Origin of the sequence: Psychrobacillus sp. FSL K6-2365, assembly GCF_038003165.1 — a bacterium.
Classification (GTDB): Bacteria; Bacillota; Bacilli; order Bacillales_A; family Planococcaceae; genus Psychrobacillus; species Psychrobacillus psychrodurans.
In genome coordinates, this window is record NZ_JBBOOO010000001.1 from 3,153,290 (window position 1) to 3,175,786 (window position 22,497).

The 22,497-nt window shown below is 38.3% G+C and carries 20 protein-coding genes, 1 other RNA gene and 1 pseudogene; 5 read left to right on the forward strand and 17 right to left on the reverse strand.

All coding sequences use genetic code 11. From position 1 onward, the window contains the following. Positions 1-24: 24 nt before the first annotated feature. The 4 genes from frlD to MKY29_RS15820 all read right to left on the reverse strand — a co-directional run bounded on the left by frlD (position 25) and on the right by MKY29_RS15820 (position 3,785). Positions 25-807 carry a fructoselysine 6-kinase gene (frlD, locus tag MKY29_RS15805; protein ID WP_340880253.1) on the reverse strand — a complete coding sequence of 261 codons (783 nt, stop codon included), beginning with the start codon at positions 805-807 and terminating at the stop codon, positions 25-27. A gap of 61 nt (positions 808-868) precedes the next feature. After that, a complete protein-coding gene (locus MKY29_RS15810) occupies positions 869-1,882 on the reverse strand; it encodes an SIS domain-containing protein (protein ID WP_340880254.1) in 1,014 nt (337 codons plus the stop codon). A gap of 88 nt (positions 1,883-1,970) precedes the next feature. Next, positions 1,971-3,344 (reverse strand): amino acid permease, encoded by a 1,374-nt coding sequence (locus tag MKY29_RS15815; protein ID WP_090566848.1) that lies wholly within the window; start codon positions 3,342-3,344, stop codon positions 1,971-1,973. An 18-nt stretch (positions 3,345-3,362) separates the two neighbouring features. Continuing rightward, on the reverse strand, positions 3,363-3,785 hold the full coding sequence (locus MKY29_RS15820; RefSeq protein WP_340880255.1) for a TIM barrel protein: 423 nt from the start codon (positions 3,783-3,785) through the stop codon (positions 3,363-3,365). Between the two features lie 311 nt (positions 3,786-4,096). On the opposite strand from MKY29_RS15820, the pseudogene MKY29_RS15825 reads away from it, so the two are divergent. The 3 genes and pseudogenes from MKY29_RS15825 to MKY29_RS15835 all read left to right on the forward strand — a co-directional run bounded on the left by MKY29_RS15825 (position 4,097) and on the right by MKY29_RS15835 (position 7,367). Further along, positions 4,097-5,665 (forward strand): annotated as a pseudogene (locus tag MKY29_RS15825) (IS3 family transposase). Between the two features lie 171 nt (positions 5,666-5,836). Next, a complete protein-coding gene (locus MKY29_RS15830; RefSeq protein ID WP_340880256.1) occupies positions 5,837-6,091 on the forward strand; it encodes a DNA-binding protein in 255 nt (84 codons plus the stop codon). A 103-nt stretch (positions 6,092-6,194) separates the two neighbouring features. Continuing rightward, complete coding sequence (locus MKY29_RS15835; protein WP_340880257.1) at positions 6,195-7,367, forward strand: site-specific integrase; 1,173 nt, start codon at positions 6,195-6,197, stop codon at positions 7,365-7,367. A 122-nt stretch (positions 7,368-7,489) separates the two neighbouring features. Here MKY29_RS15835 and ssrA read toward each other — a convergent pair. The 12 genes from ssrA to MKY29_RS15895 all read right to left on the reverse strand — a co-directional run bounded on the left by ssrA (position 7,490) and on the right by MKY29_RS15895 (position 20,500). Beyond that, positions 7,490-7,844, reverse strand: a transfer-messenger RNA (tmRNA) gene (gene ssrA, locus MKY29_RS15840). A 92-nt stretch (positions 7,845-7,936) separates the two neighbouring features. Beyond that, positions 7,937-8,404 carry an SsrA-binding protein SmpB gene (gene smpB / locus MKY29_RS15845; RefSeq protein ID WP_090566820.1) on the reverse strand — a complete coding sequence of 156 codons (468 nt, stop codon included), beginning with the start codon at positions 8,402-8,404 and terminating at the stop codon, positions 7,937-7,939. Positions 8,405-8,453: 49 nt separating this feature from the next. Beyond that, positions 8,454-10,766, reverse strand: coding sequence for a ribonuclease R (gene rnr / locus MKY29_RS15850; protein WP_340880258.1), 2,313 nt, complete (start codon positions 10,764-10,766; stop codon positions 8,454-8,456). A gap of 42 nt (positions 10,767-10,808) precedes the next feature. After that, the gene (locus MKY29_RS15855) at positions 10,809-11,555 is read right to left on the reverse strand and encodes an alpha/beta hydrolase (protein ID WP_269921779.1); all 747 of its coding nucleotides are present in this window, start codon (positions 11,553-11,555) and stop codon (positions 10,809-10,811) included. A 475-nt stretch (positions 11,556-12,030) separates the two neighbouring features. Continuing rightward, positions 12,031-12,258, reverse strand: coding sequence for a preprotein translocase subunit SecG (gene secG, locus MKY29_RS15860; protein WP_090566811.1), 228 nt, complete (start codon positions 12,256-12,258; stop codon positions 12,031-12,033). Positions 12,259-12,864: 606 nt separating this feature from the next. Further along, a complete protein-coding gene (gene eno / locus MKY29_RS15865; protein WP_090566807.1) occupies positions 12,865-14,160 on the reverse strand; it encodes a phosphopyruvate hydratase in 1,296 nt (431 codons plus the stop codon). Between the two features lie 2 nt (positions 14,161-14,162). Beyond that, the gene (gpmI, locus tag MKY29_RS15870; RefSeq protein ID WP_241599058.1) at positions 14,163-15,701 is read right to left on the reverse strand and encodes a 2,3-bisphosphoglycerate-independent phosphoglycerate mutase; all 1,539 of its coding nucleotides are present in this window, start codon (positions 15,699-15,701) and stop codon (positions 14,163-14,165) included. Beyond that, positions 15,694-16,455, reverse strand: a complete 762-nt coding sequence (gene tpiA / locus MKY29_RS15875; protein ID WP_090566802.1) for a triose-phosphate isomerase — start codon at positions 16,453-16,455, stop codon at positions 15,694-15,696. The genes gpmI and tpiA overlap by 8 nt, the downstream gene beginning before the upstream one ends. A gap of 15 nt (positions 16,456-16,470) precedes the next feature. After that, positions 16,471-17,637, reverse strand: coding sequence for a phosphoglycerate kinase (locus tag MKY29_RS15880; protein ID WP_445677895.1), 1,167 nt, complete (start codon positions 17,635-17,637; stop codon positions 16,471-16,473). 280 nt (positions 17,638-17,917) lie between these two features. Next, positions 17,918-18,925 (reverse strand): type I glyceraldehyde-3-phosphate dehydrogenase, encoded by a 1,008-nt coding sequence (gene gap / locus MKY29_RS15885; RefSeq protein ID WP_090566796.1) that lies wholly within the window; start codon positions 18,923-18,925, stop codon positions 17,918-17,920. Between the two features lie 12 nt (positions 18,926-18,937). Next, positions 18,938-19,975, reverse strand: coding sequence for a sugar-binding transcriptional regulator (locus tag MKY29_RS15890; protein ID WP_090566792.1), 1,038 nt, complete (start codon positions 19,973-19,975; stop codon positions 18,938-18,940). Positions 19,976-20,269: 294 nt separating this feature from the next. Beyond that, positions 20,270-20,500 carry a glutaredoxin family protein gene (locus MKY29_RS15895; RefSeq protein ID WP_241599053.1) on the reverse strand — a complete coding sequence of 77 codons (231 nt, stop codon included), beginning with the start codon at positions 20,498-20,500 and terminating at the stop codon, positions 20,270-20,272. A 235-nt stretch (positions 20,501-20,735) separates the two neighbouring features. On the opposite strand from MKY29_RS15895, the gene MKY29_RS15900 reads away from it, so the two are divergent. After that, on the forward strand, positions 20,736-20,915 hold the full coding sequence (locus MKY29_RS15900) for a sigma factor-like helix-turn-helix DNA-binding protein (RefSeq protein WP_340880260.1): 180 nt from the start codon (positions 20,736-20,738) through the stop codon (positions 20,913-20,915). Next, on the forward strand, positions 20,890-21,648 hold the full coding sequence (locus MKY29_RS15905; RefSeq protein WP_340880261.1) for a hypothetical protein: 759 nt from the start codon (positions 20,890-20,892) through the stop codon (positions 21,646-21,648). The genes MKY29_RS15900 and MKY29_RS15905 overlap by 26 nt, the downstream gene beginning before the upstream one ends. Before the next feature lie 128 nt (positions 21,649-21,776). On the opposite strand, the gene MKY29_RS15910 is transcribed toward MKY29_RS15905, so the two are convergent. Continuing rightward, the gene (locus MKY29_RS15910) at positions 21,777-22,223 is read right to left on the reverse strand and encodes a GNAT family N-acetyltransferase (RefSeq protein ID WP_340880262.1); all 447 of its coding nucleotides are present in this window, start codon (positions 22,221-22,223) and stop codon (positions 21,777-21,779) included. Positions 22,224-22,497: the final 274 nt, after the last annotated feature.

Here is a 22,497-nt window from a genome sequence, read left to right on the forward strand (position 1 = left end):
TTATACATAGATTTCCAAAGGCCGTCACCAAGCACCGAAATAGCAAATTGTTTTGGCTGCCGTTTTAGATCCCAATTCCATGCATTCATCAATAGAAAACCCTTTTAATATCCCACAAAGGAAACCTGCTATAAAAGAGTCTCCCGCTCCCATTGTATCTACTACCTCCGTTTCCACTATCTCGCTTCGATAGAATCGTTTCCCATCATAGGCAAGGGCACCGTTCTCACCTAAAGTTGCTATTGCGATCTTAGATCCTTGATTTTTTACACTCTTTAATAATTGGCGGATATAGTCATCGTCCTTTGTATATGAGAAAAAAGAATAGTTTACAAATGGCGATAAGCTTTTTACCAAGTCATGGTCGAGTTGATCGGAAAAGTCAAAGGAAGTAAGCAAACCCATCTCTTTGAAAAGGGGATATTTTTTATCGACATGTCCCCAAATTCCTGCGTGTACAAGTTGGTGTGTTCCAACGAAATCTACTTCTTCACTCGTTAAGAAGAAGCTAGCCATGACACCTTCATCATAGTCTCCAAAACAACGGTCATTTCCATTTAACTCAACCTGTGTGACTGCCGTTTTCCCTTCTTTCTTTGAAAGATGAGTAATATTTACACCCTTTTCTTGGATTTTCTCCCTCATCAAGGCTCCGTATTTATCAGAGCCTACCCAGCCGATATAAGCGGAGTCAGCGCCTAATCCCTTTAAATATACTGCCACATTTACTGGATTTCCTCCGGGGTATGCTCTATCATTTGGCTGATATACATCCATGCAATTGTCCCCGACCGTCACAATTTTCATCAGTCCCCTACTTTCTCTCTTATTAAGGAATGAGCACTACAAAGTAGCGCCCATCAGTTTCTTAATATGCCATTTGTCGGTAATATCTTCTAAGGGTTAATGGATGATTTCTTTCACGCTCCAGATGAACACTGATCCGGCTTAATAAAGCCCAGTTGATGCTGACAGAAAAGTGCTTTCTGAATTCTTCACTGATTCCTTCCATTTCAAAATCTTTTGTGTCGATAACAGTAAGCTGTTTTGTAATTTTTTCAGCAAATCTCTCTACACGATCCATCAGTGGTCTAGTCTCATCCTCGCCTTTCAGCAAAATGACACTCGTGTCTTCAACAACCAATTCGAGTGTTCCGTGGAAGAACTCGGCTGCATGAATCGATTTTGCATGAATCCATTGCATTTCTTCCAGGATGCACATTGCGTAGGAATACGTATTGCCCCACAAGTTACCGGAACCAACCATCATATGATAATCGGTATCTTTATGCCTACTGGCAAACTCTTCAGCTTTCGCATCAAACGCCTTCACGGAATTTAAAATCGCTTTTGGCAGCAACGCAACTTCGTTTGTAAATTGCTCATATTGCGGAAATTCATTGTTATTATACATGAACCGGAAAACTACCATATAAAGAAGCATGAAGAAGGTATCAAACGAATGTGTTTCAGATCCAGTCGTGATGCAATAGTCGACAACTTGAGTTAGCGGTGTGTTTGGCTCTGCTACTAATGCAATCGTAGTAGCGCCTCTTTCCTTGCAAAGTTTAGCCGCTGCGACTGTTTCTTCAGTTGTTCCAGACACGGATGTGAAAATACAAACAGAGTCTTTGCTAAAGCGTTTATTGTTCATCACCATAAATTCTGCTGCTATTTCCACCTGCACTTCAATTGTTGAATTAGATTTCAAAATATATTCGTAAGGATACATCATAGCAATCGTTCCACCAGCACCGATCAAAAAAATATTGCTATATCCTTTCTTGCAAATCTCATCTACAAAATTTTCAATTTGTTCTCTGTAAGCAAGGCCTTCTTCTTCGACAAGCCTCAAAAATAATTCTTCATCATATTTTAGCATTACTATTTTCCTCCTCATATCTAATTTGTTATGTCTTGTATTATAGTCTAGTATAACAAATTATACAATTATTTTTATTTCTTCTTTCTTATTCAGCTGGACTGACTTTTTCTGCTTCAACTTGCCAAGCTACTGTATTCTCGCTTGTTCTGCCGCCGTATTTCTTTTCCCAGTAGTAATAGACGGGTAGACCTGTTGCAACAACGATTAAGGCAGCAATCATGCCTTCAATTGGAGCCCAAGTGAATGTACCCCATGCAAGCCAAGCGGCACCCAGAATTGCCAGCATCGTAGTCGCTCTCCACATTGGCATGCGATAAACCGGTTTATAATCTCCTCTTTTACGGCATTTGTAAACCGCAGCAAAATCCATAATATTAATAAGTAGTTGTATAAGTGTGAAATATCCTAACAAAGCAGTCAGGTTGCTGAACATAACTAGAATACATGCATAAGTCACTTGAACAATAATCGAAAAGCTAGGCGTTTCGTATTTTGGATGGACTTTCGCAAAACGTTGAAAGAATAAACCGTCTTTTGCCATCGCATATTCCAAGCGCGGCTGGAACATGATGCATGAGCTCAAAGATCCCAAGATTACAATAATGGCGGTAACCGCCACAAATGACGAAGCAATATCAGACAGTCCCGGTATAAACTTTACAGCGTCTGACAACGCCGCATTGGAAGCAAGAAGACTCTCGAAAGGCATTAATCCGATAACACAAATCGCAAGCAAGGTATATAAAGACATAACTATTAAGATGGAGGAGATTAGGGCACGCGGGAGAACCTTGCCCGGGTTTTTGAATTCCCCTGCCATAAAGCAGATTGCGGCCATTCCTGTGTAAGCCCAAGTAGTTGCAGATACACCGCCGATTAAACTTGTTGGCCCCGATCCAGAAGGAGGTGTATATGAAAAATTCCCAGGATTCATATACATTAACCCTAAACCGATAACAATCAAAAAGGGAACGATTTTAACCACTGTAATAATAACCTGGAACAACCCTCCTTCTTTGACACTGCGGTAATGAATAGCAGTAATAGCTAAAATAATGGCGATGCCAAGCAACTTTCCAGGCAGACCATCGAAAAATGGCAGAAACGTCGATATATACGAAACAAGCGCTAACGCCATAATTGCAATAGAAGGAGGATCTAAAGCCCAAAATGTTGCCCAGCCATACAGGAAGCCTAAAGGCCGCCACCCGGCTTTGTTCAAGTAAACGTAACCGCTTCCATTTTGCGGATAGGCAGTTGATAATTCGGCCAATACCATAACTTGTGGAATGGCGATCAGCCCGCCTATTACCCAAGCAAGAATTGAAAGTGAAGGGCTTCCAGCAGCACGGGCAACATCTCCTGATGATACAAAAATACCCGATCCTATTGTCGTTCCGACCGCAATTGCTAAAGCTGCCCAAAAACCAAGCTTTCTAGTTAGTACGCCATTGTTCATACGAGTTCCTCCAAATGGTTAGATTCTAAATTCTTTTAATTTTATAAGGGAGTTCATAAGTGCGGTTTGAGGATCTTGATAATAAGCCGAACCCATTATTTCCAAGGTACAAATTCCTTCATATCCATGGCTATGAAGGCTTTTTAAATGCTCTCGCCAGTCTTGGACACCATCGTCCAAAGATAAATGGGCATCACTTTGGCCATCCCCATCTATTAAATGAAAGTGACTCAACTCGGGCAACATCGAAAAATAATCATCCGGCGTTTCATCAGCTAACTGCATTGCCACTGCATCAATCATTCCTATTAACGAAGGCGATTGGATTTTTTCTATCATCTTTTTTAAACCTTTGAAGTTGGTAATTAGATTAGATTCAAAGCGGGTTAAAGGCTCTAAAGCAAGCTTTAGCCCTTCCTTAAACAGAATATGAACCGTCATTAAGAATCATTTTCTTGGTAAAACCTTGGAAACAGACTTTATTTTCTTGGATTTGTGTTAAGAACTTTAACGTTATATCTGAGTTTAAATACATGGAGAATTAGACAAATCACTAATAGTTTCCAAATCAAAGTTATTTGAAGCACAGTATGAACAAAAGACGTAGAATAATAAGGAAGTTATTAAAGCAACGGATTCTTAAGTAAAAAACTTACAATAGAAAAAATAAGCTAGGAGATTTGATATGCTCCCAATAAGGTAGACAGATGAAATAATAAAAAATCTGTTTCCTTTATTGGGGGTTTTTTTCTATGGGTAAAAGTGCTTTTACTGCACAACAAAAGTATGAGGTAATTGTATCTTATGAGGACAGAAAAACTTCAATTAGTGACTTCTGTCGTCAATACAATGTTTCTGACGAAACAATTAAAGAATGGATTTACCAATTTCAAACATATGGAATGGATGGGCTTAATAATCCCGATGGATGGAAAAGGTATTCTAAAGATGTAAAAATGGCAGCGGTCCTTGACTACCTTTCCAATGGCTATTCTCAAGCCGAGATTGTACGCAAGTACGAAATTTCCAGTGGATCAGTGTTACGAAGGTGGATAAAGATTTATAATGATCATAGAGATTTAAAAGAGATGAAAAGGATGAATAACTCTATGATTAAAGGTCGGTCCACTGCACTTGAAGAACGTTTGGAAATAGTTATGTACTACTTTCAGAATGGAAAAAATTATCATCAGGCATCGGAACAGTTTAATGTTTCCTATCAACAGGTGTATCAATGGGTAAAGAAGTTTGAGAAAGAAGGAGAAGACGGTCTTAAAGACAAGCGTGGCCGGACTAAGGCAGAGCTAGAGTTAACTCCCGATGAGAAGTACCAGCGTGATATGAAGAAGTTAGAGCGGGAAAATGAGTGTCTTCGTGCAGAAGTTGCATTCTTAAAAAAGTTGGAGGAACTAGAAAGGAGGCGTTGAAAGAGACGTCTTTAAGCCAAGCTCGATTAATCGATAAATATATAGCCATCCAGGAACTTCATGAGAAAGAGAAATTTTCCATTGTGTTAATATGCGGGATTGCAAGAATTCAACGCTCTGGCTACTACAAGTGGCTTAATCGTGCCCCTTCAGAAAATGAGAAGTTGAATGAGGAAATTCTTGAGGAGATATTACTCCTACACAATAAGGTGGATGGTATATATGGTTATCGCCGTATAACGATGAATCTGAGACGTGCCTTATCGAAGTCTATTAACCATAAGCGTGTTTACCGACTGATGAAGATTGCTGGAATCCAGGCGGTTATTCGATGTAAGCGCAAGAAGTATAAATCAAGTACACCACGGCATGTGGCTGAAAACGTGTTGAACAGGAAATTCAACTCCGACAAGCCAAATGAAAAATGGCTAACTGATGTGACCGAAATGAAATACGGAGTCTCACAGAAAGCTTATTTGAGTGCGATTTTGGATTTATATGATGGATCAATTGTGAGTTATGTAATAGGTACTTCCAATAATAATTCATTGGTTTTTAAAACCCTCGATTTAGCTTTGGAAGTTAACACAGGAGCAACTCCACTGCTTCACAGTGACCGAGGATATCAATACACTTCCTCTACATTTAAAAGGAAAATAGAGAAAGCAGAAATAGTACAGAGTATGTCAAGAGTGGGAAGGTGCATTGATAATGGACCAATGGAGGGATTTTGGGGAACATTGAAATGTGAGAAGTATTACTTAAACAAGTACAGTACGTTTGAAGAGTTGAAGGAAGATATTGATGAGTATATTCATTTTTATAATACTGAAAGATTACCAAAAAAGATTAAGCGGCCTTAGTCCCTTAGAATACAGGGTTAAAGCCGCCTAATGTCTTTTATTTATTTCCACTGTCTACTTGACAGGGGGCAGTTCAATTTATTTCCTAGCTCATTTTTATATGAATTTTTATTTCCACTTAACTCTCCTCCACCATCCTCGTATAAATCTTCGTAAGCAATTAAAACATTGCGGGGATTAAAATGAAGAGGAGCAATAACAAATGAATGCAGAGTTAATAAATACAAATATAGAAGAAGTAGTAATGAAGGCTGTTCAGAAGGCATTACTAGCCACACAGCATCAGTTTATGGATAGTGAGTGGCTATCACTAAAAGAAGGAGCCAAGTACGCTGGTGTCTCCTACAACACGTTTATTAAGTTCCGTGTAATGGGTTTACAAGTGTGTGAAATAGAAGGTATAAAACGTGTGACACGTAAAGAAATCGATCGTTTTTTAGAAGATCATAGCTTTTAATATAAATTTATGAGGATTTACCTTTAGGATAGATTATAATATCACTAGAGGTAAATCCTCTCTTTAATCATTTGCCCCCGCAACTGATTCAGGAGGAATTATCATGGCAAAGAAAAAAGTATCACCAATCAAAAGCTATAAACTGAAAAGTGGTGAGACCCGATACGAGTTTCCAGCTTATTTAGGTGTTGATCCACTAACCGGTAAACAGAAGCGAACATTGAAGCGTGGCTTTAAAACACGTAAGGAAGCGGAATTAGCATTAGCTCGTATTAAGCTAGATGTTGCAAATGGTACGTACCAACAACAACGTGCTGAAACATACCAAGAAGTTTACGACCTATGGGTGAAGCAATATGAGAAGACTGTGGAAGAAAGCACATATGTAAAAACTACAGGCCTCTTTAAAAATCATATTTTACCTAAGATGGGTACTTATAAAATTGAAAAGATACATGTTGATGTATGTCAAAAGCATGTGGATGAATGGGCCTCTAAGTTAAAGAAGTACCGAATGGTAAAAGCTTATGCTGCTAAGGTGCTGGATTTTGCAATTAAGCGTGGTTATATACAAACAAATCCATTTGCCCTTATAGATTTGCCCACTAAATACTCTAAAAAGGTTATAGGAGCAGATGAAGATAAAGTAGAGAACTTCTACTCACGTGAGCAGCTTAAAGAGTTCCTATCATGCTTAGAACGGGAAAATAATCATAAAGCTTATGTTCTATTCCGCTTACTAGCTTTCAGTGGAATGCGTAAAGGTGAAGCGCTGGCTCTTACATGGAATGACTTAAACTTCACTTCAAACGAACTGCGTATCAACAAGGTCATTTCTGAAGGTAAATTTAATAGACTATATATAAAGTCTACAAAAACAGGTGATTCCCGTACAATTAAAATGGATGATAAGACAATGGCAATCTTAAAAGAATGGAAGAAAAAGCAGAAGCAAGATTATTTCATTCTAGGAATTAATACAATGCAACCAAAACAACTTGTATTTAGTAATGAAAAAAATGATTTTGTGAAGCCTCAAAAAACTATTAAGTGGATAGACCAAATACAAAAAAAATACAAACTAAGTAAAATCACAACACATGGTTTACGTCATACCCATTGTTCATTATTATTCGAAGCGGGTGCTAGTTTGAAGGAAGTACAAGATCGTTTAGGTCATAGTGATGTAAAAACAACAATGGATGTATACACACACGTGACACAGAAAGCAAAAGATGAAGCAATTTTAAAGTTCTCTAGCTATATTGAAATGTAATTAGTGACTACGTTTTTGACTACGTTCGATTGATACTGATTGAAACTAGATGACATAGACAAAAAGAAAAAACCCTTGAATACCAAGGGTTTTGACACTGTATGAAATCATATGATTTCAATATATGGAGACGGCGGGATTTGAACCCGCGTCCAGAAACTCTAACACTTAAGCTTCTACGCGTGTATCTTACCTATTTAAAGTTTCGCGTAGCATTATGCCGATAAGCGGGCGTCCTGTACGCTAACTTGGAAATCTCTTGCAGACAGCTCAAGTTGCACTGGCTACCGTATCCCACTAAAGTTGAGCTCTACCTAGCCACATGGGCGATGGATAGATAAAGCAGATCCGAGCTTACGCTGCGAATGCTAAGTTGTTGTTTGTTTTGCCTGTTGTTATAAGTTCCGTTTTTACGGAGCCGAGCCTCCGACGCGCAACTCAAGCTCAGACTATCCCTGTCGAATCCATAACGTCCCCGTTTATGAAATGTAAGCTTAGTTACATAGCTTACTATACATCAAATATGGTCAAAATTCAAGTGAGACATTCTACCAGTTATGGTTACAGACTTACTGATTACGTTCTTTAAACGCTCTTTCAATATCACGTTTAGCCTCTTTTTTCTTCAAGACATCCCGTTTATCGTAATCTTTCTTCCCTTTACCCACACCGATTAACACTTTTGCATAGCCACTTTTCAAGTACATTTTCAACGGCACGATGGTATAGCCATCTCTTTTTGTTTCGCCGATTAACGTACTAATTTGTTTTTTGTGTAACAATAGTTTTCTTGCTCTTAACGGGTCGTGGTTAAATCGATTTCCTTGCTCGTACGGACTGATATGCATATTGGAGATCCATGCTTCGTTATTACGAATACGTATGAAAGCATCCTTTAATTGCACCTTCCCATTACGAATAGATTTAATCTCTGTACCTTGAAGAACTATCCCTGCTTCGATTGTTTCTTCAATATAATAATCATGGTTTGCTTTTTTGTTCTGTGCAAGTACCTTGTCGTCATGCTTTTTAGCCATTTCATTCACCCCTCAAAAACTGAGAAAGAGCGACTTGGTCATCGCTCTTTTATTTTTTCTTTGGACGTTTACGACGTTGTGATTTTTTCGCAACGGATTCGTAAAACTTTTGTTTCTGTTTTGGTCCTTTTTTCGGGCCTGGTTGAGATTGTTCTCTTTTTCCAGAACCACCGCTGCCCTTTTTGGATGCGTGTATAACTTTTGGTGTTTCTTTTCTAGTACGTTGGAACGCTTTTTTCATGCCTACGATTTCAAAATCAATCGAGGCTTCTTCTGGTTTTACGGCAGATACTCGAACCGTTACCTCATCACCAATACGGAACTGCTTACCAGCACGTTCCCCAATCATCATCATTTGACGATCGTCAAAACGATAATAATCATCGGTCATATTCGTAACATGTACGAGACCTTCAATTGTATTAGGAAGCTCGATAAACAGACCAAAGTTCGTTACGGAACTAACAATACCTTCAAACTCTTCACCGATCTTGTCAGCCATATACTGCGCTTTTTTAAGTGCATCAGTATCACGCTCTGCATCTACTGCGCGACGTTCACGTTTAGACGTATGCTCTGCAATATCGTCCATTATAGCTCCCCAATGATTAATGGTAGGCTGTGACACGTCTTCATTTACCAAGTAAGTACGTATTAAACGATGGACGATTAAATCCGGATAACGACGAATTGGTGACGTGAAGTGTGTATAAAATTCGGTTGATAAACCAAAATGTCCTAGACATTCAGCATAGTATTTCGCTTGCTGTAATGAACGTAAAAGCATTGTAGAAATAACCGGTTCTTCTGGCATTCCTTCAATGTTTTCGATAATTTCCTGTAACGCTTTTGGATGAACTTCATTTCCGGTACCTTTAACAACTATTCCAAAGTTCGTTAAGAAATTAAAGAATCGTTCTAGTTTTTCAGGCTTTGGATCTTCATGAATACGGTAGATGAAAGGTACATCCATCCATTTAAAATGCTCAGCGACTGTTTCATTGGCAGCAAGCATAAACTCTTCAATCAGACGTTCTGCAACTGTACGTTCTCTTGTTGCAATATCTGTTGGCCAGCCATCTTCATCGACAATAATTTTTGCTTCTGGGAAATCGAAGTCTATTGCTCCACGTCTCTCACGTTTCGTACGAAGAACTTCTGCAAGCTCAGCCATTAATTCGAACATTGGCACTAAGTCTTTATAACGTTCTATTAACGCTGCGTCCTTTTCCTCTACAATCTTATATACATCCGAATAGGTCATTCTTTCTGTCGTTCGGATAACACTTTGGAAAATTTCATGAGAGGTAACCATACCTGAACCATCAATAATCATTTCACAGGATAATGTTAAACGATCTACTTGCGGATTTAATGAACAAATTCCGTTGGACAGACGATGAGGAATCATTGGAATAACTCGGTCCGCTAAATATACACTTGTTCCACGGTCATATGCTTCACGGTCCAATGGAGATCCTTCCGTTACATAATGACTTACGTCAGCAATGTGGACGCCAAGTTTATATGTACCATCAGAATTTTTTGTAACAGTTACTGCGTCATCCAAGTCTTTAGCATCTGCTCCGTCGATTGTTACGATTACTTCATTTCGAAGATCTCTACGATCGTTTAAGTCTTTCTCATCGATTTGATCTGGAACAGCTTCTGCTTGGTTAATCACTTCTTCTGGGAAATCGATTGTAATTCCATGCTTATAAATAATAGAAAGTATATCGACTCCTGGATCATTTTTGTGACCAAGGATTTGCGTTACCATCCCAGTAGCGGATTTTCTTTCATTCGGCCACTCGGTAATTTCTACGACTACCTTATGCCCTTCAATTGCGCCTAATGTATCTCCTTTAGCGATAAATACATCCATAGGGACCTTCTTATCGTCTGGTATAACAAATCCAAAGCCTTTATTGTCTTGGAATGTTCCAACAACTTGCGTCATGCCACGTTGGGTAATTTTAATAATAGAACCTTCTCTGCGGTCTCCCGATGAATCCTTAGAAACTCGTACAAGTACTTTGTCTCCGTTGACTGCACCGTTAACTTCCGTTGGCGGTATGAATATATCATCCATTCCACTCTCTTCAGGGGTAACGAAACCGAATCCTTTTGCATGTCCTATGAATTTCCCGACTATTAGATTCATACGGGAAGGAATCCCATATCTGTTGGATCTAGAGCGGACGACTAAACCGTGCTCCTCCATTTGAACAAGCGTTTTCACTAGTTCTTTAAAATCATCTGCATCTACCAGATTAAAATGCTGTTCTAACTCTTTTGTTGTTAAAGGTTTATATTCTTCTGTGTTTAGTAATTCGAGTAATTGTTCTTTCATGTTTTCCATCTAACATCCCTCCTTTTTCAGCGTGTGCACATTTGAACTGTTTTACACATTCCAATCGAGCGACTCTAAAAAGTTTAATATATCTTCGTGTAATTGTTCTTTTTCTGGGCCAAGTGTGATTACATGCCCGGAGTTCTCATACCAATTTAGTTTTTTCTCAAAGGACTCTGCCTGTTCAAAGATATAATTGGCAGAAGTAATATCGATGACCTTATCTTTATTCCCTTGTGTTACTAAAAGCGGTGCGTACACATGATCTACATGATCACGGACGTTGTAAACAAATTCTCTTAGCTCAGCCAATGTTTCCATCGGTGTTTTTCTAATAGCCTCTACTTCTTCTTCTATTTGCTGTTCGGATTTTCCTTCATATTTCTTATATTCTTTTGCGTATTTTAGTACACCTTCAAACATAATATCCGTCGTCTTCATCGTCATCGGGGAGCACATGGTGACAATACCTTTTACAGGTACTGTATACCCTAACTTCAGTGAAAATACTCCTCCAAGTGATAATCCAGCAACAGCAATTTCCTCATAGCCTGCTGCTTTTAGTCGGTCATATCCTCGCATAACATCCTTCCACCAGTCTTGTGGTCCTGTTTCCAACAGCTCTTCCGGTGGCACGCCATGTCCTTTGTAGTGTGGAGCCAATGATGTGTATCCATTTTTTTCTAAAAAACGTCCAAGCATACGAACATCTGAGGAATTTCCAGTAAAACCGTGTAACAGCAATACGGCACGTTTTCCAGCTTCAAAGAAAAATGGCTTAGGAGTTGAAATTCGCATATGTAAAACCTCCATCAATAATAAGCTTTTCGCATTATTCACCATACTAATTATTTCATTAATTAGTTTAATATGCCCGAATAATGTCTTATATTTCATATGTAATGTAATTAATACTTATTTTAAAAATAAAACACAAATATTTATGTAATCTTCCGTTATTAAGCGGCTCTCGTTGGTTGAAGCGTAAGGCGGCGACTCCAGCGGGAATAGCGCGAGCTGAAAGCGCCGCTGGAGCATAGGTTTTCGTAGTGACGAGGAGATTGAAGCCGTGCCCGCGGAAAGCGTCCGCCTAAAGCAGAAATCAACGGAATGCTTGTTTTAAAATTAAATTGATATGTTTAAATAATTTTACTTAAAAGAAAACGCCTAACCAATCAGAAGTCGGTCAGGCGGTTCGCATCTGTTTTATATTCAAAAAGGCTTTGGTCTATAATACACTCGCCAGAAAAATTATCCTATCAAAAGATTAGGATTAAAATTTAGTTACGGCAATAGTCAATATAAAAAATAGAACTGCAAGTACAATCGTTACTCTATGTAAGACTAAGTCCATACCTCGAGCTTTTTGTTTTCCAAAAAGTTGTTCAGCCCCACCAGAGATGGCTCCTGAGAGACCAGCACTTTTCCCTGATTGTAACAATACAACAACGATTAATGCGATCGCAACGATGACAAGTAAAGTCATTAATAATGCGTGCATTTATTCCACCTCCTGATAAGAACGTTCACAACATAAATAATTTTACCAAAAAACAGGAACATTGACAACCTATCGCCAAAATATTTAGTTAAAAAAATCTGACTCCTCTATATTGTTCCTAGTAGTTTATTTACTTGCTCCAGTATGGCTGTTACTTGCGTTCACAAGAAGTTTACTTGCCTTCATCCATAACTTACTTGCGCTCACAGTTTAAATACTTGCTCTCAAGTATACTTTACTTGCGAAACGGGAAATCTTTCCACTATTTTTATTCTTTCACTCCTTCAACAAGTATAGAAGACAATAACGATTACAAGTTTGTATTTTCCTACATAGACTTAATATAATCCATTCACCTTAACGATAGCCTGTGCTAAATCTTATCGTTAAGAAATACTCACTACATAGATTGAAGTGAAAGGTGGGGACTCCAACGGGAAAAGCGTTAGGCGAAGACCCCGCAGCGCAGCGAGGAGGCTGAGGCAACGCCCGTGGAAAGCTTCCACCTGAAACGGAAATCAGCAGTAGCATTGAATTCAGGAAATTTTATACTTTCTTTAGCATTAAAAAAAGCAGCTAGCAACTTTCGCTAACTGCTTCGTTTTATTATTTTTTTAGGTTATAGAATGTTTCTTTGCCTAGGTACTGAGCAGTTTCGTATAACTGATCTTCAATACGTAGTAATTGGTTGTATTTTGCTACACGGTCTGAACGAGATGGTGCACCAGTTTTGATTTGGCCAGCGTTTGTAGCAACTGCGATATCTGCAATTGTTACATCTTCTGATTCACCAGAACGGTGAGAGATAACTGCTGTATAACCAGCACGTTTTGCCATTTCAATTGCATCAAATGTTTCTGTAAGTGTACCAATTTGGTTAACTTTTACAAGAATTGAGTTAGCTACACCTTGTTCAATTCCTTGAGCTAATTTTTTCGTATTTGTTACGAATAAATCATCTCCAACCAATTGTACTTTGTTACCTAAACGCTCTGTTAATAGTTTATGACCATCCCAGTCGTTTTCGTCTAAACCGTCTTCGATTGAAATGATTGGGTATTTTTCGCAAAGCTCTTCATACCATGCAACCATTTCTTCTGAAGTTTTTACAACACCTTCACCAGATAAGTGGTATTTGCCATCTTCTTTGTTGAATAACTCAGAAGCCGCAACGTCCATTGCAAGAAGTACTTCTTCTCCTGGTTTATATCCTGCTTTTTCAATCGCAGTCACAATAGTAGAAAGAGCTTCTTCGTTAGATTTTAAGTTCGGTGCAAATCCGCCCTCATCTCCAACTGCTGTGTTTAATCCTGCTTCTTTTAATACCGATTTTAAGCTATGGAAAATTTCAGCGCCCATGCGTAGTGCATGACGGAAAGATTCTGCGCCTACTGGCATTACCATAAATTCTTGGATATCTACGTTGTTATCCGCATGTTCTCCACCGTTTACGATATTCATCATTGGAACTGGTAATTGTTTCGAGTTGAATCCACCTAAGTATTGATAAAGTGGAATATCTAAGTAATCTGCAGCTGCATGTGCAACAGCGATAGATACACCAAGAATAGCGTTTGCACCTAAATTCCCTTTATTTTCAGTTCCGTCTAGTTCGATCATTGCATGGTCAATTTCTACCTGATCCAATACGGAGTAATTCTCTTCTAATTCAGCTGCAATAATGTTATTCACATTTTCAACTGCTTTTAAAACACCTTTGCCTAGATATCTTGACTTGTCACCATCACGAAGTTCTACTGCTTCATATTCACCAGTAGATGCACCAGACGGAACGATTGCGCGTCCAAATCCACCGCTTTCTGTAAATACTTCCACTTCTACTGTTGGGTTACCGCGTGAATCTAATACTTCACGTGCTTGAATTTGTGTAATAATTGGCATTTTTAACTCTCCGTTTCGATTAGTGTTTTACCTGTCATTTCAGGCGGTGTTTCTATCCCTAATAAGTGTAACATGGTTGGAGCCAAATCGGCTAAAATTCCGTCACTTCTTAGTGTTTCATTTTTAACTGTAACAACTACAGGAACAGGATTTGTCGTATGGGCTGTCATTGGTTGCCCTTCCATCGTTGTTACTTCATCAGAATTACCATGATCTGCTGTAATAATTGCATGTCCGCCCTTAGCTAAAATGGCATCGACAACTTTACCTAAACAATCGTCTACTGCTTCAATAGCTTTAATCGTCGGTTCTAGCATTCCACTATGTCCTACCATATCGGGGTTAGCAAAATTTAAGATAATTGCATCAAAGCGATCATTGGCAATTGCATCTAACAGCGCATCTGTTACTTCATATGCGCTCATTTCAGGCTGTAAATCATATGTTGCGACCTTTGGAGAGTTGATCAGTATACGCTCTTCTCCTGGGAAGGTTGCTTCTCTACCACCACTCATAAAGAATGTTACATGTGGATACTTCTCTGTTTCAGCAATACGTAATTGTGTTTTGTCATGCTTTGAAAGAACTTCTCCTACTGTGTTGTAGAGATCCGCTTTCTCGAATACCACATCTGCCACAACATCATCACTATAATGTGTAAATGTAACAAATTTTAAATTCGTTGGATGCTTATCACTTAAAGGCAGACTATCAAATGAAGGCGTGTTCAATGCCATCGATAATTGAATAGCGCGGTCAGGACGGAAATTAAAGAAAATAACGGCATCATTTGTATCAATCGTTACAGCAGGCTTCGCATCTTCTTCAATAACGAAAGGAACAACAAATTCATCCACAATATCCTCTTCATAAGAAGCTAATATACCAGCTGTTGCTGATTCTGCTGTTCTACCTAACCCGTCTACAATTGCTTTATATGCTATTAAAACTCTTTCCCAACGTCGATCCCGATCCATTGCATAGTATCTACCACTAATGGAAGCAAACCTTCCGATACCGATATCCTTCATTTGTTTCTCTGTTTCTGCTACATAACCAACCGCAGTTCGAGGTCCTACATCGCGGCCATCCAAAAAGCCATGGACAAATACGTCCTCTAGTCCTTGTTCTTTTGCAAGCTTCAATAAAGCAAATAAATGCGTATAGTGACTATGAACGCCACCATCTGAAAGTAAGCCCATCAAGTGTAATTTCCCACCAGTTTGCTTCACATGCTCAATTGCTGCTAAAAGCTTAGGTTCTAAGAAAAATTCTCCTTCACGAATTGATTTATGAATTCGTGTTAGGTTTTGGTATACTACTCTACCTGCACCAATATTTAAATGACCAACCTCTGAGTTACCCATTTGACCTTCTGGTAAGCCAACTGCTTCACCAGAAGCTGTAAGTGTTGCATTCGGAAAGCTTTTCCAATATCGATCGAAATTGGGTTTGTTTGCTTGAGCAACCGCATTTCCAAAGGTTTCATGACGCAATCCGAAGCCATCAAGAATGATTAATGCTACTGGACTTTTAGGCATTTGCACCAGCCTCCAATAGTTTTACAAAAGAATCTGCTTGCAGGCTTGCTCCTCCTACTAACGCACCGTCAATATGCTCCTTTGAAAGAAGTTCTTCAATATTTTCAGGTTTCACACTACCACCATATTGGATGCGAACTTTACTTGCCACTTCTTCTCCAAAACCATCTAAAATAGTTTCACGAATTGCTTGGCATACGTCATTTGCATCGTCTGCAGTAGCCGTTTTCCCAGTTCCAATCGCCCAAATAGGTTCATAAGCAATAATGGACTGGATCAGTTGCTCTTCTGTTAATCCTTCAATTGCTGCCATTACTTGGTTGGAAACAATAGTTTCTGTTTCATTTTGTTCACGTTGCTCTAATGTTTCACCTACACAAATGATTGGTGTTAAGCTATTTTCAAATGCAGATTTTACTTTTTTATTGACCGATTCATCTGTTTCATTGAAATACTGGCGACGTTCAGAGTGACCAATCACTACATAGTCTACTCCTAAATCTTTCAGCTGATGACCACTAACTTCGCCAGTGAAGGCTCCCTCTTTTTCCTCGTGCATCGTTTGAGCACCGATAGAAATGAATGAACCTTTTGTCGCTTGAACAAGCTGATCTAAAAATAGCGCTGGAGCACAGATTACTGCATCAACTTTTGTGCTATCCACTTGTAGTTCTTTTAACTGAAGCGCGAATTCCTTTGCCTCACCAAGTGTTTTATACATCTTCCAATTCCCTGCTATTACTGGTTTACGCATATGACATCTCCTCCATTACTTATCGTTTAAAGCAGTAACTCCTGGTAAATCCTTACCTTCCATAAACTCTAAGGAAGCTCCTCCACCAGTCGAAATATGATCCATTTTCTCGCCGACTTCGAACTTTTCTACAGCTGCCGCAGAATCGCCGCCTCCGATAATCGTATAACCTGCTGTTTCAGCCATTGCATTTGCTACAGCTTTTGTGCCTTCAGCAAATGCTTCTATTTCGAATACTCCCATAGGCCCATTCCAAATAATAAGCTTACTATTTTTAATAACGTCCGCGTATAGCTCTCTCGTTTTTGGACCAATATCTAATCCCATCCAATCAGAAGGAATTTGATCGATATCTACTACTTTTGTGTTAGCATCCTTTGAAAATTCATCTGCAACTACTACATCTACCGGCAAATAGAAAGAAACGCCTTTTTCTTTTGCTTTTTCAAGGAAGCCTCTTGCAAGGTCCAATTTATCTTCTTCTAAAAGAGATGTACCAATCTCATGCCCTTGTGCCTTTGTAAATGTATAAGAAAGGCCGCCACCTATTAAAATATTATCAACCTTGTCCAATAGATGATCAATTACACCGATTTTATCTTTTACTTTTGCACCACCAATAATGGCAGTAAATGGACGCTCAGGATCTGCTAAAGCTTTGCCTAATACATCTAACTCTTTTTGCATCAATAGCCCTGAAACCGCAGGAAGTAATTTTGCGATACCTTCTGTCGTAGCATGTGCTCGATGTGCTGCACCAAATGCATCATTAACATAAACATCAGCAAGCTTTGCAAAGGACTTTGCTAGCTCCGCATCATTCTTCTCTTCACCTGCATGAAAACGAACATTTTCTAATAATACGATGTCTCCATCATTCATAGCTGAAACTGCATTCTCTACAGTTCCTCCAATAGATTCATCTAGTTTTTTTACTGGCTTATCCAAAAGTTTTGCTAAATGCTCTCCAACTTTAGTCAAACGTAAATCTTCCTTTACTTCACCTTTAGGACGTCCCATATGACTAGCAAGAATTACTTTAGCACCCTGTTCGATTAAATTATTAATCGTTGGTAATGCTGCACGAATTCTCGTATCATCTGTGATTGCTCCATCTTCCATTGGTACATTGAAGTCTACACGACAAAATACACGTTTTCCTTGTAAAGCTACATCGCTCATTGTTTGTTTTACCTTCATGAGATAAGCCTCCTTATATTTCTGAAAAGCGCAAGCGCCTAGGTTTTAGACGTCAATTTATGTTCGTGACATCGTGTCGCAACACTTACTGCCCCACATCTTGTGGGCTAGGCGCTGTAGCCAGACAGATATTCTGTTAAAAAAAGGAGCTAGGGGTAATCCCTGGCTCCTTTACCCTCTTTTATTATAGAGGTAATTCTATCGATTCGCCACGTAAAACCACATTCATCTTATGTGTCTTTCCTAGTCAAATACGAAAATCTTATAGTCCTTTATTAGCCATAAGTAGTGCTAGGTCGATACAACGTGCAGAATATCCTGATTCATTGTCATACCATGCTAATACTTTTACTAAATTATCTTCAAGTACCATAGTAGAAAGTCCATCAACTGTAGATGAAGCTGTATTTCCGTTATAGTCTCTAGAAACTAATGGAAGTTCATTATAATCCAAGATTCCTTTTAACTCATTGTCAGAAGCTTGTTTTAAAGCTGCATTCAATTCTTCTACTGTAACGTTTTTATCTAATTCAGCAACAAAGTCTACGATTGATACGTTTGGAGTTGGTACACGAACTGCCATACCATCTAATTTTCCTTTCAACTCAGGAAGTACTTTAGCTACTGCTGCAGCTGCTCCTGTTGTTGTAGGAATCATAGATTCTGCTGCTGCACGAGCACGACGGTAATCGCTATGCGGTAAGTCTAAAATACGTTGGTCATTTGTGTATGAATGGATTGTTGTCATCATTCCACGTTTGATACCAAATTGATCTTGTAAAACTTTTGCAATTGGTGATAAACAGTTAGTCGTACAAGAAGCGTTTGAAATTACATGATCAGTTGCTGGGTTGTATTGATCAGCATTTACACCCATTACGAATGTCGGCATATCGTCTTTAGCAGGTTGTGATAAAATTACTTTTTTAGCACCAGCTTCAATATGCTTGCTAGCTTTATCAGTTGTACTGAAAATTCCTGTACACTCAATAACGATATCTACTTGTTGTTCTTTCCACGGTAATGCTGCAGGATCTTTTTCAGCGAATACGCGAATGTTTTTGCCATTTACTACAAGGTAATCTCCTTCTGAAGAAACTTCTGCATTGAAGATTCCGTGAACTGAATCATATTTCAGTAAATGAGCAAGCATTGCAGCATCCGTTAAGTCATTGATCGCTACTACTTCAATCTCTGTTTGCTCTAAAGCTTCTCTGAATACTTTACGTCCAATACGTCCAAAACCATTAATCGCTAATTTTACTGTCATTTTAAATTCCTCCTAGTTGTTTTGTTCAATTATTTGCATCATTTCTTGTGCGGCACCTTCATCGGTTACTAAAACCGTTTGGGCTGGTGCTTGTTTAAAATATGAAAGTAGAGCATTTGCTTTTTTTGTGCCTCCAGCTACTGCCAGAAGATGCTCCATATTTTCTAATTGCTTGAGTTGTACACCAATCGTGCGAATTCTGTGTACAGCTTCCCCTTGGTTATTAAAGTAATACCCAAAAGCTTCACTAACTGCACCAATTTCTTTCAAGCGTTGCATTTCTTCTACACTAGAATTTCTTCGGTGAGCCATCTCAAGTGCGTCCCCAATACCATGAATGATGATATTAGTTCGTTCGTATAAATCCATCATTTCTTTTATAAATGGTTCATTTTTCATCGTAGAATAAGCTTCTTCACTTAAGCTATCTGGCATATATAATGTTCGATAAGAACCATTCATTTTGTTCGCAAATAGCGAGGCTATTGTGTTAGCTTGAAGCCGAACATCCTTACCAACCCCGCCTCTTGCAGCTATAAATAATAGTTGCTTCCACTTGTCAGTTTGATGAACATAATTCGATATGGAAGCAATCGTTGTTCCACCAGTAACAGCAATGATGGACTCATCTGATAATATACTTTCCAAATATTTTGCTGCTTCTTTTGACTGGAGCAACGCAGTATTCGTATTAGTATCTACATTTCCCGGAACAATTATCACTTCTTTTATATTTAAATAACTTGCAAGTGATTGTTCGAGCTGCAATCTACCAGACCATTCTCGTACAACTTCTTTAAGCTCTATCAATAAATCATTTCCAGAAGAAGTTATACTAGCTCCATCTCTCGATATTTCAATGAATCCTTGATTGCGCAAAAAGTCTAATTCTTTTCTAGTTTCTCTTTCCGACAATCCTAAAAGTTCACCGATTACTCGACGGCCGGACCCAGCAGATAATTGAATCATTTGAAGTATTCGATATCTTTTCTGTAACAAGATACTCATCTCAGGCATTAACTTTAACTGAGCCTGTAATAACGAATCCATTTTTCACATCCCAACTACCTGTGACGTTTTTGTCCCACCACTACATTTTTTGTCCCATGTACTTAAAAAAAATTAATTTCTAAATTAAGAATACAGTATTATATTCCCAATAGCAAGATTTTGAAACTTAAAAATGCTCAATTTTCCCAAAAATTCTTTTAGTATATCTATATGAATGGCTTTTGTTGCGATACTCCTATCGTATATTGCGGTTTCCACCTTGGATATTGCGATTATAAGTTCCTTTATTGCGATTTGAAAAATAGATCTTGCGATTGAGCTTGTTAACTACCGTCAAAGTAATGCTTCCAGAATAGTCGCGTAATCTACTTGTCCATATTGTATAACTTTGTCTTCCAATACGATGACAGGAATCATCAGCATATATTTTTCATGCAGTGCATCATCTTCTTCAATATTTACTTCATTTATATCAAATACAACATCTTCCCTTACAAGCTTCAACATTAGTCTTGCATCATCACATAAATGACAGCCTGGTCTTGTGTAAAAATGGACAATCATTTTACTATCCCTCCCCAAAAAACATTTTATACATCTTATTATAGTCTTTTTGACAAAGAAATTCGTTTGTTATGATTACTCTAATACAAATTAGTTTTTAACATACAGTAATAGCGATACTTTTCAGTCATCCGTTCGCCTATAGCAATAAGGGGAGGTCAGAAGATGAAAATGGAACAGCTATACAAAGAGCATAGCGATAGAGTTTATAGCTATATTTACTTTCTTGTCCGGCATGGAGAAAGTGCTGCTGCTACGCAAGATACAAGAATGTTCGATTCAAGAAACATCCTATATTTTGGGCTGGACAGAGGCAAAAGTAAAGATGAAAATGACACGAGCACTTGAGGCACTTAAGAAGGAATTTCATCAGGAAGGAGGACGTGAAGATGGAACCATTAAAAGAATTCGATAAGCTTTTTAAGGAAATGAAAGATGTAGAGCGCTCAAAGGAAGCAAAGCATAATACATGGATAGCCTTAAAGGGTAGAATTGAAACAAAGAAAAAACGCAATATTATTCCAGCTTTTATTTCATTGGCAATTGTAGCCATTGCCTCCTTTCTATTCATAACTTATACTAATCCCTCCGAGACAGAACAAACAGCTCAGCCTCTATCCAATGAAGAAGTTATTACAGCAGTGCTAGAAAGAGAATACAATGGTCCAAATATGGAGATTTCTCGCTTAATGGACGATTGGTGGAATCTTCAAAGTACAACTAAAACAGATAGCCAAGAAGAGTACGATCAACTTCTAGAATCAAAGGAATATAAAGATTTAATGAATTATTATCCAACCACTTTTGGAGAGTACTTCACTGAAGATATGCTCACAAAAGCAGTTAATTCAGTTATGGTGTTCAAATATAATCATTATCTGATAGATAATGATATAGAAATGCACCTAGAAAACATCAAAATGGCACAGGAGAAAGAACATCCCAATATCTATCGCCCCACGATAGAGGTCTCCCTAACAAATAGCCAAGGAGAGAAAATTTTTCATACATTAAGAGAAGAATTTATATTATCTACATCAGAGCCTGGAAAAATAGGGAGCTATAATGGAATTAAAGATGGTGGGGGCTTAGAACTTCGAGTGAAAATAGAGAACTTTAATGCATTTGTTGGAGATAATGGGAAGTAATACGCGATTAATCGACGCCTACTCCAATGGCTGAGTAGTGCTGTTAATCGGCATCGGATTTCGGTTTCAAATAAAAAACCAACATTTATTTGTTGGTTTTTTGTTTTTCTTATCGATATGTATCCTACTCATAAATTCAATACAAACTCGGCCTCTCCTTCATTCATCTTGCCGGTTTTTTGGAATCCAAAGCTTTCGTATAGTTTTATGGCTACTTCATTGTCTGGCTCTGTTGATAGATAAATTGATCTACAATCATGTAGTTGTTTCATTTCGTCTAAGATCAATTGAATAACTTTTCCACCATAGCCTTTCCCCTGCTGGGTGTAATCAATCATTAATCGACATATCCAGTAATTCTTAGTATCTTCATCTAATCCATACATGGTGAAGCCAATAATCTTACCATCTAACTGAATACCTCTAACATTCCAACCAGTTTCATAAATCGATTGCACAATAGACAGCGCATTGGAAGCTACAAATTTTTCTACTACAGTAGCCTTCCCATCTTCATTAGTCGTCAAAAGAACCGTTTTTAGCCAATTATCCTTGTTGATCTCTACTAGTTTCATCCTACATCCCCCACACATTACTTTTTACTATTATATTACTTTATCACAATAGTTTAAGTAATCACATAAATCGGAGATCCAAAATAAGAAAAGAGGTTGGTACAAAACCCACAAAATTTGAATTGCTTTATTTTTATTTATACTTCTTAGCCATTGTTTTCAGTTACGGTGGACGCTTTCCTGGGGGCACGAGTCGAGCTTGTAGTCTCTCCCACGCGCTTGCCCCCTAGGAGTAGCCGCCTTCACTCCAGACAACTATTATCCCTTCTATATC